This is a genomic window from Vibrio mytili (assembly GCF_049563345.1).
Classification (GTDB): domain Bacteria; phylum Pseudomonadota; class Gammaproteobacteria; order Enterobacterales; family Vibrionaceae; genus Vibrio; species Vibrio mytili.
The window spans coordinates 1,241,967-1,255,972 of record NZ_CP110481.1; the positions used below are offsets into that span (position 1 = coordinate 1,241,967).

11 protein-coding genes are annotated in these 14,006 nt (G+C 44.5%); 6 read left to right on the top strand and 5 right to left on the bottom strand.

What is annotated here, in order from left to right; all coding sequences use genetic code 11:
* The first annotated feature begins 204 nt into the window (after positions 1–204).
* The 3 genes from nhaA (at position 205) to ONE56_RS05790 (ending at position 4,894) form a co-directional block, all read left to right on the top strand.
* Positions 205–1,374 carry a Na+/H+ antiporter NhaA gene (gene nhaA / locus ONE56_RS05780; RefSeq protein WP_041156541.1) on the top strand — a complete coding sequence of 390 codons (1,170 nt, stop codon included), beginning with the start codon at positions 205–207 and terminating at the stop codon, positions 1,372–1,374.
* 485 nt (positions 1,375–1,859) lie between these two features.
* A complete protein-coding gene (locus ONE56_RS05785; protein WP_331438226.1) occupies positions 1,860–2,486 on the top strand; it encodes a TetR/AcrR family transcriptional regulator in 627 nt (208 codons plus the stop codon).
* Between the two features lie 125 nt (positions 2,487–2,611).
* Positions 2,612–4,894, top strand: a complete 2,283-nt coding sequence (locus tag ONE56_RS05790) for an acyl-CoA dehydrogenase (protein WP_423840393.1) — start codon at positions 2,612–2,614, stop codon at positions 4,892–4,894.
* A 108-nt stretch (positions 4,895–5,002) separates the two neighbouring features.
* On the opposite strand, the gene ONE56_RS05795 is transcribed toward ONE56_RS05790, so the two are convergent.
* Together ONE56_RS05795 and ONE56_RS05800 are read right to left on the bottom strand one after the other, a co-directional pair.
* Positions 5,003–6,193: an amino acid aminotransferase gene (locus ONE56_RS05795; protein ID WP_423840394.1), complete on the bottom strand. Its 1,191-nt coding sequence runs from the start codon at positions 6,191–6,193 to the stop codon at positions 5,003–5,005.
* A gap of 381 nt (positions 6,194–6,574) precedes the next feature.
* Positions 6,575–6,826: a hypothetical protein gene (locus tag ONE56_RS05800; protein ID WP_041156539.1), complete on the bottom strand. Its 252-nt coding sequence runs from the start codon at positions 6,824–6,826 to the stop codon at positions 6,575–6,577.
* 175 nt (positions 6,827–7,001) lie between these two features.
* Between ONE56_RS05800 and ONE56_RS05805 the strand changes: the two genes are divergently transcribed.
* Positions 7,002–8,399, top strand: a complete 1,398-nt coding sequence (locus ONE56_RS05805; RefSeq protein ID WP_331438228.1) for a PLP-dependent aminotransferase family protein — start codon at positions 7,002–7,004, stop codon at positions 8,397–8,399.
* A gap of 86 nt (positions 8,400–8,485) precedes the next feature.
* Positions 8,486–8,716 (top strand): hypothetical protein, encoded by a 231-nt coding sequence (locus ONE56_RS05810; RefSeq protein ID WP_423840395.1) that lies wholly within the window; start codon positions 8,486–8,488, stop codon positions 8,714–8,716.
* 64 nt (positions 8,717–8,780) lie between these two features.
* Here the strand turns inward: ONE56_RS05810 and asnS are convergent, their stop codons facing one another.
* Positions 8,781–10,181, bottom strand: coding sequence for an asparagine--tRNA ligase (gene asnS / locus ONE56_RS05815; protein WP_041156536.1), 1,401 nt, complete (start codon positions 10,179–10,181; stop codon positions 8,781–8,783).
* Positions 10,182–10,568: 387 nt separating this feature from the next.
* Between asnS and queD the strand changes: the two genes are divergently transcribed.
* Positions 10,569–10,931, top strand: a complete 363-nt coding sequence (queD, locus tag ONE56_RS05820; RefSeq protein WP_083148820.1) for a 6-carboxytetrahydropterin synthase QueD — start codon at positions 10,569–10,571, stop codon at positions 10,929–10,931.
* A 244-nt stretch (positions 10,932–11,175) separates the two neighbouring features.
* Here queD and ONE56_RS05825 read toward each other — a convergent pair whose 3' ends face one another.
* Positions 11,176–12,537 carry an L-serine ammonia-lyase gene (locus tag ONE56_RS05825; RefSeq protein ID WP_041156534.1) on the bottom strand — a complete coding sequence of 454 codons (1,362 nt, stop codon included), beginning with the start codon at positions 12,535–12,537 and terminating at the stop codon, positions 11,176–11,178.
* A gap of 99 nt (positions 12,538–12,636) precedes the next feature.
* Positions 12,637–13,890, bottom strand: a complete 1,254-nt coding sequence (locus tag ONE56_RS05830) for an aromatic amino acid transport family protein (protein ID WP_041156533.1) — start codon at positions 13,888–13,890, stop codon at positions 12,637–12,639.
* Between the last annotated feature and the right edge of the window lie 116 nt (positions 13,891–14,006).

Here is a 14,006-nt window from a genome sequence, read left to right on the forward strand (position 1 = left end):
AAGAAAAACATGGTTCGTTGGAATTAATCTCATGATTTAAACAGGGTTAATTTGTTGGTAAATACGATGTATAGTGAAGTTATTATCGGAAAAAGCGAAGTTATTACTCTGAACAAGCGATTATACCTAATCCATTGTGAGCTATAGACTCGTTCCATTCTTTGTTATTCGTTGATTTAAGATAATAAGTAAAAGGACCAAATCATGAACGATGTCATTCGTGACTTTTTCAAAATGGAATCTGCAGGTGGTATTATCCTCGTGATTGCTGCCGTAATTGCGATGACCATTGCAAATACACCTCTGGGTGAAGTCTATCAGTCTGTTTTACACACCTACGTATTTGGTATGTCGGTATCACACTGGATCAATGATGGTCTGATGGCTGTATTTTTCCTGTTAATAGGTTTAGAAGTAAAACGTGAACTACTGGACGGCGCGTTAAAATCGAAAGAAACAGCCATATTTCCAGCGATTGCAGCAGTAGGTGGTATGTTGGCTCCAGCATTAGTGTACGTTGCGTTTAACGCTGGTGATGCGCAAGCGATTTCTGGTTGGGCGATTCCTGCCGCGACAGATATTGCCTTCGCGCTTGGTATCATGGCTCTACTGGGTAACCGTGTTCCAGTCAGTTTGAAAGTGTTTTTGCTTGCTCTAGCGATCATCGATGACTTAGGTGTTGTTGTTATTATCGCTCTTTTCTACACCGGTGATCTGTCCTCGATGGCGCTGCTAGTTGGTTTCGCTATGACTGGCCTGTTGTTTGTGCTAAACGCGAAAAAGGTCACTAAGTTGACGCCATACATGATTGTCGGCGCGATTCTTTGGTTTGCAGTGCTTAAATCTGGTGTCCATGCAACGCTTGCTGGTGTGGTTATTGGCTTCGCTATTCCTCTTAAAGGCAAGAAAGGTGAACATTCACCACTTCAACATATGGAGCATGCTCTTCACCCGTACGTAGCGTTTGGTATTCTGCCTCTGTTTGCGTTCGCTAACGCCGGTATTTCTCTAGAAGGTGTGTCAATGTCTAGTTTGACATCAATGCTGCCGCTTGGTGTTGCTCTTGGATTGTTGGTTGGTAAGCCGCTAGGTATTTTCAGTTTCAGCTGGGCAGCTGTGAAATTAGGTATCGCTAAGTTGCCAGAAGGCATTAACTTTAAGCATATCTTTGCGGTATCTGTTTTGTGTGGTATCGGTTTTACCATGTCGATCTTTATCTCTTCCTTGGCGTTTGGCGAAGCAAATGCACAGTTTGATACTTTCGCGAGGTTGGGTATTTTGATGGGCTCGACCACTGCCGCTATTCTTGGTTATGTCCTGTTGAGTTTATCTCTGCCTAAGGCTACTCAAGCGAAAGATAAAGCGCGCGCATAAATATAAACATACGCTATTGGCCAGTTCAAAAAACTGGCCAATTCAAAAAACCTCCCACTCGGGAGGTTTTTTTATATCTATTGACTCGTTATCTCTATCAACGTTGAGCAGTAAGTAAATGGGGTAAGTGATTGCCACATAGGTAAGCATAAGGCGAAAAAAAGCCCAGTCGAATTGTTGACTGGGCGGATACAAACATAGGAGTTATGAAGAAAAAAGCAGCAACGTAACAATAAGATGGGAAACAAGTCTGACGGCCTACAAAACTTAAAATGTTCTCTTTGTTACAGTAATTCAGACCGGGCTAATTCCAAACAGTTCCATTTTTTTTCAATTATTTTTCTTTTTTCGTCGTGATTTGTTTCTCATGGGAGATGCTTGACATTTTGACAGGATGCTTAAAAAGTTAAAATGTGATGTTAATCATTTGTTAATCTAAGGTTTCGGGGTATATTTCAAACAAGTGTTTAATACGAGCGATTGTAATGGCCCCAAGAACGACAACAAAAGAAAAAATACTCGATGTGGCAGAAGGATTGTTTGCAGAACACGGGTTCAATGACACATCACTGAGAACGATAACGAGTAAGGCAAATGTGAATCTCGCTTCGGTAAACTATCATTTTGGTGATAAGAAGACGCTGGTGCGCGCGGTACTGGACCGATACCTAGAAGCATTAATGCCCAGTATCAAAACGGCGCTTGTCGAGCTAAATACCCGAGATGATTACAGTATGGAAGAAGTGTTTGAATCGCTACGCTTACCATTGCGGACGTTAAACGATGTGCGTCCCAATGGTACTGCGCTGTTTATGCTTCTTATTGGAAGAGGGTACACCGATGTGCAAGGTCATTTGCGTTGGTTCATCACCACCCGATATGAAGAAGTATTGAAACTGTTTACCTTCTCAATCATGAAAGCAAACCCAGAGCTAACAGAAGAAAAACTATTTTGGCGTCTGCATTTTACTCTCGGAACTTGTGTATTCACGATGGCGTCCAGCCAAGCGTTGTCTGAGTTAGCCGAAAGTAAGTTTGAAAAACAAGTCGATATTAAGTCTGTTGTTGATTTAATTATCCCTTACTTATCTGCAGGGATGTCTGCGAAGTAGGGCCCTCAACAACGAAAGTTATAACTAAAATAATAATGACAACGCATTCGCTAATGGAGTAAGTCGCTAGCGAGTGAAATAACAAAGTACGCCGAAAAGGTGACGTGAACAAAAGGATCTGAACAATGAGCTCTCTAAGAAGAAAATGGATTAGTGACCCCGCGTTTGAAATGTTTAAAAAAGTACTGCCCCCGTTGTCCAGCACAGAAAAAGAAGCGATGGAAGCAGGGAGTGTATGGTGGGATGCAGAGCTGTTTTCCGGTAAGCCAAACTTCCAAACATTACACCACTACCCAGCGCCAACATTAACTGCAGAAGAGCAGGCGTTTATGGACAATGAGCTGGAAACGCTACTTGAGATGCTGAATGATCAAAAGATCGTCAAAGAAGATCGAGATTTACCTCCCGAGGTATGGGAATTTTTACGTAAAGAGCGTTTTTTCTCACTGATTATTTCTAAATCGTATGGCGGTCGTGAGTTCTCTTCTTTAGCGAATTCCACTATCGTATCGCGTATCGCAACACGCAGTATCAGTGCAGCCGTGTCAGTGATGGTTCCTAACTCACTTGGTCCAGGTGAGTTACTTTCTCACTATGGTACCCAAGAGCAAAAAGATTACTGGTTACCACGCCTAGCGGATGGTACGGATATTCCTTGTTTCGCATTGACGGGCCCTGAAGCTGGCTCAGATGCTGGTGGTATTCCTGACCAAGGGGTGGTTTGCCGTGGTATGCATGAAGGCAAGGAAGTGCTGGGTGTACGAGTGAGTTGGAACAAACGCTACATCACGTTAGCACCAGTTGCAACGGTACTCGGCTTGGCGTTTAAACTCCAAGATCCCGATGGACTACTTGGTGATAAAAAAGAAGTGGGTATCACTTGTGCGTTGATTCCTGCCGACCATGATGGTGTTGAGATTGGTGAACGTCATGACCCTTTGGGCTCCGCGTTTATGAATGGACCAACACGCGGTGAAGACGTCTTTATTCCGATGGATTGGCTGATCGGTGGGGCAGACTATGCGGGTAAAGGATGGCGTATGCTGGTCGAGTGTCTCTCTGCTGGTCGAGGTATATCCCTTCCTGCTCTGGGGACTGCGATTGGTCACTTAACGACTCGTACGACAGGTGCCTATGCCTATGTGCGTAAACAGTTCGGTATGTCGATTGGTAAGTTCGAAGGTGTGGCCGAAGCAATGGGCCGTATTGGTGGATTAACGTATCTACTGGAAGCGACACGTACTCTGACGACTACGTCGTTGGATATGAAAGAAAAGCCGGGAATTGTTACTGCTATTGCCAAGTACCACATGACAGAAATGGCGCGTACCTTGCTCAATGACTCATTTGATATTCACGCAGGTAGAGCCATTCAAGACGGTCCAATGAACTACCTTGCCAAACACTACCTCGGTATTCCTGTTGCGATTACAGTGGAAGGGGCGAATATTCTGACTCGCAACCTTATGATCTTTGGACAAGGTGCGACTCGTTGTCACCCTTATGTACTGAAAGAAATGGAAGCCGCTGCAAATCCCGATTCAGAACAAGGTGCGAAAGAGTTTGATGACTTACTGTTCAAGCACATTAAACACGCTACCGGAAACACATTTGGTGCGTTCGGTGCTGCTTTGACAGGTTCACGATTTATTAAGGCGCATATGAGCGGGCCGACCAAGAAATACTATAAAGACATCACGCGTCTAAGTAGGGCGTTAGCAGTGAGCGCTGATTTCGCGATGTTGACTCTTGGTGGCGATCTCAAGCGTAAAGAGATGATTTCTGCGCGTCTCGGTGATGGTTTGAGCTTCTTATATATGGCTTCGGCAGTATTGAAAAAATACGAAGATGAAGGGCGCCAGCAAGGTGATTTGAACTTTGTCCATTATGCCGTTCAGTACTGTTTGTACAATGCCGCTAAATCCTTAAATGAAGCTTATGCGAACTACCCGGTTAAATACGTGGGTGGTGTGCTGAAAGGTCTATTATTCCCGTTAGGGAACCACTTTAAAAAGCCAAGTGATGAGTTAAGTGTCAGTATCGCAGAAGCAATGATGACACCTGGAGTTCAACGTGATCGTTTAACGCACTTGTGTTACATCGGCAAAGAAGACGATGATTGCGTTGGTATTATGGAGAATGCGTTCTTAGTGATGTATGACATAAAGCCTCTGGAGCGCAAGCTTATCAAAGGTGTCAAAGATGGTAAGGTGGCTCGCAAAGGTCTATTACATGACCGCTTACAGCAGGCGCTGACTGCAGGTGTCTTAACTGAGCAAGAAATCGATAAAATTCTCGCGGCTGATAAACTACGTTACCAAGCGATTCAAGTCGATCACTTCAGTCATGACTTTAAAGAGGTGAGAACAAATAGCTCAAAAAAGTCACAGCTTGATTCTGCTGCGTAACCGAATCATTGCGCCACTAGCTAGACCGTTTACTAACTCAAAGCCAAAAAAATAGCCCCGTTCTGTTACGGGGCTATTTCCTTTAATATTTTAGCTTTAAAAGGCCAGTTAAAGTACTGCGGCAATGCCTTTACATAGCGGTGCCATGTTTGACTTCGTCATACCTGCAACACTGATGCGGCCAGAGCCAACAATGTAAATACCGAACTCGTCTTTCAAGCGTGTTACTTGCTCTTTAGTTAATCCAGAGAAAGAGAACATACCGTTTTGACGCTCAATAAAGCTGAAGTCTGCGTCAACACCTTCCGCTTTTAGCGTTGCGACAAACAACTCACGCATCTCTTGAATGCGATCACGCATTTCCGCGACTTCCGCTTCCCACTCCGCACGCAGAGTAGCATCGTTAAGGATGTGAGTCACAACTGCACTACCATGTGCAGGAGGGTTAGAGTAGATTGAGCGAATGATGGCTTTCACTTGAGAAAACGCAGTTGTCGCGACTTCTTCTGATTCAGCAACAAGAGTGAATGCACCTACACGCTCATTGTAAAGACCGAAGTTTTTCGAGAAAGAGCTCGCTACAAGGATCTCTTTGTTGTACTTAGCAAAAGTACGTAGACCAGCAGCATCGTCCTCAACGCCTTTCGCAAAGCCTTGGTAAGCGAAGTCAAACAGTGGTAGAAGCTTCTTCTCTGCTAACAACTTCGCGAGTGTTTCCCACTCTTCCGCCGTTGGGTCAATACCGGTTGGGTTGTGACAACAGCCGTGTAGCAGAACGATGTCACCTTCTGACGCTGATTGCAGATCGCTGACCATTGCGTCAAAGTCTTTGTCTTTTGTTTCAGCGTTGTAGTAGCTGTATTGGGCTGTTTCAATACCCGCGGCAGTAAATACACCGTTGTGGTTTGCCCACGTAGGGTTACTGATCCAGATCTTCACATCACCTAGCTGACGCTTGATGAATTCGCCTGCCACACGCAGAGCACCAGTACCACCAGGCGCTTGTGCTGTTTTCGCACGTTTGCTTGAAACAATCTCAGCATCGTCACCAAAAAGCAGTTTTTGAACTGCTAAACCGTATTCGGCTGTCCCTTCAATCGTTAGGTAAGATTTGGTTTTTTCCGTTTCAACCAGCGCAGCTTCGGCTTTTTTAACAGTAGCAAGAACAGGGGTTTCACCTTGTTCATTTTTGTAGATACCTACGCCAAGGTTGATTTTTTCAGAGCGAGTATCTTTTTTAAATTCTTCAGTAAGGCCAAGAATAGGATCGGCCGGAGCGGCAACTACTTTTTCAAACATAATCTTCATCCATGTTAATCGAAGGGTGTGTTGGTATTTATACCTGTCAGCAATATTGGTTACAACACCTACTTAGAAGAAAACTTAAAAAAGGTTCGATTTGGCGTGAATTTAGAATGTAAACAAGACTTTTGATATGTAAACCTTGTTGAGAATAGGGTATCCGCAGGCGCTTTATAGAAAATTGGCTTTATTTTACTCAGCGCGTCGGATTTTAATTTGAAGAGAAAGATACCTGCGAGAAGCGGTGATAACCTATTGTTCATATTGAAGTTTGTCACCGCTTTCGCTTGGTTGTATTTAACGCGCTGTGTGCGCTCCTTCGTCGTTTAAGTTAACGCGAGTGCTTTACAAACGCCAAACGTTCTCAATCAAACGTTGCTACTGTTCTTTTTTATCTTTATTTTCTTCATTTAAGTGCTTAACAATCGCGGCCTTTGCGTGCTCCTCAGTTGCACTTTCGCCTGGCGGTACTTCGAGATCAGCGGTTCTACGGCTGCCTAATGCATCTTCTGCGATATGCAGCCAGTCAGGATGCCAATAGTAAGGATTCGTTGAGCCTGGATGGTTCCAACTGTGAACCCCTTTGTGTGCACCTCGGTATGAGAGGTCATCCATTGTAAATAGTTTCATCATTTCCTCCGTTATAAACGTCATTCCATTAAAAGTATGGAACATAACTCTCGACTTAGGAACGAGAACTCTTATTGTTAATTTTGAATTGTTACTTTGCAAGAGCGCGACTCGTACTATCAGAATATCGGCACGAACTGTGCTAAGGTGCGCTCGATGTTAGAGTGAGGGACCGATGAATAGATATCGTCAATTAGCTGAGTCGTTTAAGAATCAGATCGAGCAGAATACGTGGAGAGCAGGTGAGAAATTGCCATCAGTGCGTGTGATGAGCCGTAATCATTCCGTCAGCGCTGGTACGGTGTTACAAGCATATCAGTTGTTGGAAGCGCAAGGCTGGGTAAAAGCGAAGCCCCAATCTGGTTATTATGTCTGTGTTGAATCAGAACGTTTTGAGGCGCGCGGTACTTCAGGAAATGTCTATCGAACCAGCATCAATGATGAATTGTATGATTATCTGAAACAGCAGGTTTTGCCCAATGCGGTTCGCCTGGGTTCTGCATTCCCGGATCCGACGCTGTTTCCTATAGAAGCGCTTAACCGCAACCTAGCCAGCTCTGGGCGTAAAATGGGCCCAGATAACTTACTTGATAACTTACCCCCAGGCAGCGACTCGTTACGTCGATTAATCGCTCAGCGTTACATTCAGCAGGGAGTTTCTACAACGCACGAGGACGTGGTAATTACGACCGGAGCGCTTGAGGCATTGAATCTGAGTCTACAAGCCGTCACTAAACCTGGAGACACGGTTGTGGTTGAGTCGCCGACTTTTTATGGTGCTTTACAAGCTATTGAGCGCCTTGGACTTAAGGTGATTGAGGTTAGTGTTGACCCCGTAAAAGGACATGACCTCGTGCAACTTGAAGAGGCATTTGCGCAACATGATGTGCGTGCTTGCTGGCTAATGGTCAATTTTCAAAATCCTACCGGGCTATCTCTTTCTGATGAGCAAAAACATCAAATCGTTAGGTTGGCCGATCAATACGATGTCTTCTTAATTGAAGATGATGTTTACGCCGAGCTGTATTTCTCGGCAAGTAAACCGACGTGTCTCAAAACCTTCGATACGCAAGACCGGGTCCTTCACTGTGCGTCGTTCTCAAAAAACCTCTGTCCTGGATATCGATTGGGATGGGTGTTAAACAAACGGTTTAATGAAACGATTCAAAAGCTTCAACTCACCTCTACATTGTCCGGAAGTGCGCCAATACAACATGGCATTGCTCATTACCTGCAAAATGATAGCTATGATAATCACCTGAGAAAACTACGAAAAACCATGCAACAGCGCCAACGTTTGTTCATTGAACTCATTCAGGATTACTTCCCTAAAAACGTCACGTATACGATACCCGAAGGCGGCTACTTTTTATGGCTGAGGCTACCCAAAGGAATGAATAGTAAGACGACTTATCAGCTCCTGTTACAACAACAGATTACTGTGGCATATGGAAAACTGTTTTCAAGGGGAGATAAACATGACAATTACTTGAGGCTCAATACCTCTATGCCTGTCGATATTCAGTTAAAGGCTGCGATTAAGAAGATTGGCGACTTGCTTAAGACTGTTTAGCTAATTTTTGTTGAAACTGTATCAGTACACCTTGTCTAGATTGTGGTTCAATCGTTGCAGTAACCGTCTCTTAGCAAGGAGTAGTGATGAAAAAACAGTCAGAAAAACATGAAGTAAATCTGATCGTTGTGGCTATATTCAGTGCATTTTTACTCGTGTTTGCGCATCTTATTTTGGCGAAATCATTTTCTCATTATGTATGGGTAGAATACACCGCGGCGATGATTCCGTTCGTTATATTTGGCTTGTGTTTTGTTGGTATAAGGTATGCTGTAAAAGCGGATCAAGAAGAAAGTAAGACTGACTCAAAAGTCTGATTGGCTTACAAAATAAAAGACCTCCACTTGGGAGGTCTTTTTAATGCTGTATCACCAAAAGTGATTAGAAGTTAGCAGAGCGAGGAGTACGTGGGAATGGAATCACGTCACGAACGTTGCCCATACCAGTTACGTAAGATACCAGACGCTCGAAACCAAGACCGAAGCCAGCGTGTGGTACTGTGCCGTAACGACGTAGATCGCGGTACCAGCTCATGTGCTCTGGGTCGATGCCCACTTCACGCATGCGTTCATCTAGGACTTCTAGACGTTCCTCACGCTGAGAACCACCAATGATTTCGCCGATGCCTGGCGCGAGTACGTCCATCGCTGCAACTGTCTTACCGTCATCATTAGCACGCATGTAGAATGCTTTGATGTCTTTCGGGTAGTTCTTCACGATAACAGGAGCTTTAAAGTGCTCTTCTGCTAGGAAACGCTCGTGCTCAGAAGACATGTCGATGCCCCATTCAACTGGGAACTCGAACTCACGACCAGAATCTTGCAGAATTTGGATTGCGTCAGTGTAGTCAACTTGTGCGAAGTCAGAAGAGACAAACTGTTCTAGACGGGTGATGGCTTCTTTGTCGATACGTTGAGCAAAAAACTCAAGGTCATCACGGCATTCTGCAAGTACAGCGTTGAACACAAACTTAAGCATGTCTTCTGCTAATTTTGCTACGTCGTCCAGTTCTGCGAACGCAACTTCAGGCTCAACCATCCAGAATTCCGCCAGGTGGCGGCTTGTGTTTGAGTTTTCAGCACGGAAAGTAGGACCAAACGTGTAAACCTTGCTTAGCGCACAAGCGTAAGCTTCAGCGTTTAACTGGCCAGATACCGTCAGGAATGTCTCTTTACCGAAGAAGTCTTCGTTGTAATCGACTTTACCAGCATCAGTACGTGGTAGGTTTTCCATGTCCAGCGTAGAAACGCGGAACATTTCACCTGCACCTTCTGCATCAGATGCAGTGATTAGCGGCGCAGATACCCAGAAGTACCCTTGCTCATGGTAGAAACGGTGAATGGCTTGAGACAAACAGTTACGTACACGAGCGACAGCGCCTATCACGTTAGTGCGCGGACGAAGATGCGCCACTTCACGCAAGTACTCAATTGAGTGACGAGTCTTTGCCATTGGGTAAGTCTCAGCGTCTTCAACCCAGCCGACAACTTTTACGTCAGTTGCTGCAAGTTCGAAGTCTTGACCTTTTGCTGGAGATTCAACAACCTTACCTGTTACTTCGACAGAGCAGCCAGTAGTCAGCTTTAATACTTCATCGTCATAATTATTAAGGTTATTAGGGACCACGGCCTGAATCGGGTCGAAACAAGAGCCGTCGTAAATGGCAAGGAAAGAGATTCCAGCTTTGGAATCACGACGTGAACGGATCCAGCCGCGAACAGTGACTTCACTGTCTACTGCAAGCTGACCTTTCAAAACGTCTGATACAGGCGCGTAAGTCATGTTTTTAATATTCTCCATAGAGGTAAAAATACAACTCAACACGGATAAAAACCTTTGCTTTCTAATATTTTGTTTAAAAAACAAACTAAGTGCTGAGTTGGGTAGAATTTTACAGATATAACGAGACATATTACCTGTCAATTCGCCAGCTTCAACCTTTATATTCAATTTGCAGGTAAGAATTAGATGATTCGTACCCAAAACAACCCATCGTGTACCAAAAGAATGACCTTGCTACGCAGACAGATAGCGCTCAGTCTGGCTTATTCGTAAATCAGAGTGCGCTTATTCAGCTTCGCCTTAGGCAGTGGAAAACAGGTTTAAACTTGTCTCTTGGTAATGAATTCCTTAGTATTGCGTGTCTTTTTTTAGAGCCTGAGAGTCAAGATGAAAACAGAATTATACAAAGAGTTTATGTTCGAAGCAGCGCACCACTTACCACATGTGCCAGAAGGTCACAAATGTGGTCGTTTGCACGGACACTCTTTTTTGGTTCGTCTTTATGTAGAAGGTGAGGTTGACCCACATACGGGTTGGGTTGTGGATTTTGCTGAAATTAAAGCTGCGTTTAAACCCATTTATGATCGATTAGACCATTACTATTTGAACGATATTGAAGGTCTCGAGAACCCAACCAGTGAAGTGCTAGCGAAATGGATTTGGCAGCAACTAAAACCAAACCTACCGCTACTAAGCAAAGTAGAGATCAAAGAAACTTGCACTGCAGGTTGCATCTATAAAGGTGAGTAGAGTGCGATCATCACAATAGCAACAAGTGTTATTTCATCAAGGCAAGCATTGAGCTTGCCTTTGTTTTGTCTGACGTTGTCACAACCCATCGCCAATGAATCAACACATTTCAGCACGGGCAGGTACAGATATGAAAAAGCCTGAGCGCATAACTCAGGCTTAATAGGCTTTGATACAACCATTCAGCTTATATACTCAGCAGCTTGAGCTCAAACTGCTTAAGCTTGTATTGGTTACATAAGGATTAACAGATCACTTTTACTGCGAGTCCACCTTGCGATGTTTCGCGGTATTTTGCGTTCATGTCTTTCCCTGTCTCTAGCATGGTTTCGATCACTTTATCGAGCGATACCGTCGGAGCAGAAGAGCGACGTAGAGCCATGCGAGTCGAGTTGATTGATTTTACTGCTGCAATGCCGTTACGCTCGATACATGGGACTTGTACTTGACCTGCAACCGGGTCGCACGTCAAACCAAGGTTATGTTCCATGGCAATCTCTGCTGCCATACATACTTGCTCTGGGCTTCCGCCCATCAGCTCAGCGAGGCCAGCCGCGGCCATTGAACATGCTACTCCCACTTCGCCCTGACAACCTACTTCAGCACCAGAGATAGAGGCATTGCGTTTGTAAAGGCCGCCAATGGCACCGGACGCCGCAAAGTAACGGATGTAATCTTTCTCTGTTACGGTTTGAATGAACTTATCGTAATAAGCCAATACAGCAGGAATAATGCCACACGCTCCGTTTGTTGGGGCGGTAACGACGCGACCACCTGCTGCGTTTTCTTCGTTGACCGCGAAAGCAAACATGTTTACCCAGTCAACCACAGACATAGGATCGTTGGTCGTTTTCTCTGACGTCAGCAGTTGTTGACGCAGTGCTGCTGCGCGGCGAGGTACACGTAGTGGCCCGGGTAGGATACCTTCTTCATTCATGCCACGATCCATACACTCACGCATTGTGCGCCAGATATTAGCGAAGTAAGTGCGTGTTTCTTCGTCGGAATGCAGTGCGTGCTCGTTTTTCATGGTTAGAGCGCTGATAGAGTATCCACTTTCACGACATTGTTTGACCAACTCTTCTGCAGTAGTAAAAGGGAACGGTACTTTAATTGGGTTTTCTGCTTCTTTGCCGAAGTTTTCCTCATCAACGATAAAACCACCGCCAATCGAGTAATACGTTTTTGAGTAGGCGATGTCGTCATCGATCCATGCATGGATCTGCATGCCGTTTTCGTGCAGTGACAGGTTACTCTTATGGAAGTTCATACCTCCGTCACGTGGGAATGAAACGGTATGACAGTGCATGCCAACAGGAAGGCGTTCTGTTTCTTCTACACGAGCAATAAAACCCGGAATGGAGTCAATATCGACTTTTTCAGGGGTATTGCCAGCAAGACCCATGATGATTGCAATATCAGTGTGGTGACCTTTCCCTGTCAGTGATAGTGATCCATAAACGTCAACGGTGATTTTAGTGATGTCGCGCAATTTTCCCATAGCACGGAGATCATCAATAAATTCTTTACCCGCTTTCATCGGGCCTACAGTGTGTGAGCTTGAAGGTCCAACACCGATTTTATAGATATCAAAAACACTAATCATATCGATTACCTCAGAGGAAAGCCTCCCTAAAAGGAGTAGGGAGGCTTAATTTTTATCGTTATATTTTTGGATTAATCACACCGCGATTTATCGCTGTGATTAAAGAGCGCCGTAGATTACAGAAGTAATGGCTGCAAGACCACAGATAGCTGTGAAAATTTGCACAGGTGCTGAAGTTTTGTACTTTGCCATTGCTGGAACTTTCTGCATTGCGAAAACTGGCATCAAGAATAGGATTGCCGCAATCATCGGTGCACCCATGGTTTCGATCATACCCAAGATGCTTGGGTTAACAATCGCGACAATCCAAGTTGTGACGACGATGAAGATAAGTGAAGTTTTCTCGATTTTATTTACTGACTTGCTTGAACGAGACTTGATTAGACCAACTAAGCCTTCGTGTGCTCCTAAGAAGTGTCCAAAGTAGCTAGAAGTGATTGCAGCAAATGCAACCAGTGGACCTAAGTAAGAGATCAGCGGAGATTCGTGAACGTTTGCAAGGTAAGAAAGTACCGAGATGTTTTGTGCTTGTGCAGTCGCAAGTTGCTCTGGCGATAGAGAAAGCACGACAGAGAACACGAAGAACATAACAAAGCCCATTAGCATCATTGCTGCACCGCCAGTGATAGCGTCTGTTTTCTGTACAGCGTCTTCACCATACACTCGGCGTTGCTCTTTAGAAAACTGAGAAATGATTGGACTGTGGTTGAATGAAAAAACGATGATTGGAATCGCTAACCAGATGATAGAAGGCATGTCACCCCAGTTTGGTGAGGTTTCCATCATTGAACCATTCCAGTCAGGGATAAGGTAGAACGACAACGCAAGCAAAATGAAGACTAACGGGTAAACCATTGCTGACGTTGCTTTTAGCATCAATTCTTTGCCAAATACAACACCTGCAGTCATCGCGGCAATAAGCGCGCCGGACAGTAGCCAACGAGGGATAGATTCCATACCAATTTGGTTGACAAGGAAAGAGTCAACAGTATTGGTGATACCAACGCCGTAGATAAGTACAATCGGGTAAATGGCGAAGAAGTAAGCAAAAGTAATAAGGTTTGCGCCAGTTTTGCCGAAGTGTTCTTCTACTGTGTCGGTAATGTCGGCTTCAGGATTCTTAGAAGAAAGAACGAAACGTGCGAGAGATTTGTGTGCGAACCAAGTCATTGGTGCTGCAATTAGGGCTAAGATTACTAATGGCCAAAAACCGCCCGCACCAGCTTTAATAGGGAGGAATAAAACACCCGCACCTACAGCAGTACCGAATAGGGATAGACACCAGGTGAAATCTTTGTAAGTAAACTTACTAGATGATTGTGCGGTAGAAACCGCGGAAGTATGTGCATTCATTTTTTAATTACTCATTTTGGGAACAGGAAATAAGTCAGGTGCATACTGAATGAATTATCATTATAAAAAATAGATCTAAATCATATAACGTTCGTGCTTATTGAATGATATATCAA

Excerpts from the sequence above, each read along its gene's own strand:
- nhaA (WP_041156541.1), top strand. The coding sequence starts at position 205 with ATGAACGATGTCATTCGTGACTTTTTCAAAATGGAATCTGCAGGTGGT.
- ONE56_RS05785 (WP_331438226.1), top strand. The coding sequence starts at position 1,860 with ATGGCCCCAAGAACGACAACAAAAGAAAAAATACTCGATGTGGCAGAA.
- ONE56_RS05790 (WP_423840393.1), top strand. The coding sequence starts at position 2,612 with ATGAGCTCTCTAAGAAGAAAATGGATTAGTGACCCCGCGTTTGAAATG.
- ONE56_RS05795 (WP_423840394.1), bottom strand. The coding sequence starts at position 6,193 with ATGTTTGAAAAAGTAGTTGCCGCTCCGGCCGATCCTATTCTTGGCCTT.
- ONE56_RS05800 (WP_041156539.1), bottom strand. The coding sequence starts at position 6,826 with ATGAAACTATTTACAATGGATGACCTCTCATACCGAGGTGCACACAAA.
- ONE56_RS05805 (WP_331438228.1), top strand. The coding sequence starts at position 7,002 with ATGAATAGATATCGTCAATTAGCTGAGTCGTTTAAGAATCAGATCGAG.
- ONE56_RS05810 (WP_423840395.1), top strand. The coding sequence starts at position 8,486 with ATGAAAAAACAGTCAGAAAAACATGAAGTAAATCTGATCGTTGTGGCT.
- asnS (WP_041156536.1), bottom strand. The coding sequence starts at position 10,181 with ATGACTTACGCGCCTGTATCAGACGTTTTGAAAGGTCAGCTTGCAGTA.
- queD (WP_083148820.1), top strand. The coding sequence starts at position 10,569 with ATGAAAACAGAATTATACAAAGAGTTTATGTTCGAAGCAGCGCACCAC.
- ONE56_RS05825 (WP_041156534.1), bottom strand. The coding sequence starts at position 12,537 with ATGATTAGTGTTTTTGATATCTATAAAATCGGTGTTGGACCTTCAAGC.
- ONE56_RS05830 (WP_041156533.1), bottom strand. The coding sequence starts at position 13,890 with ATGAATGCACATACTTCCGCGGTTTCTACCGCACAATCATCTAGTAAG.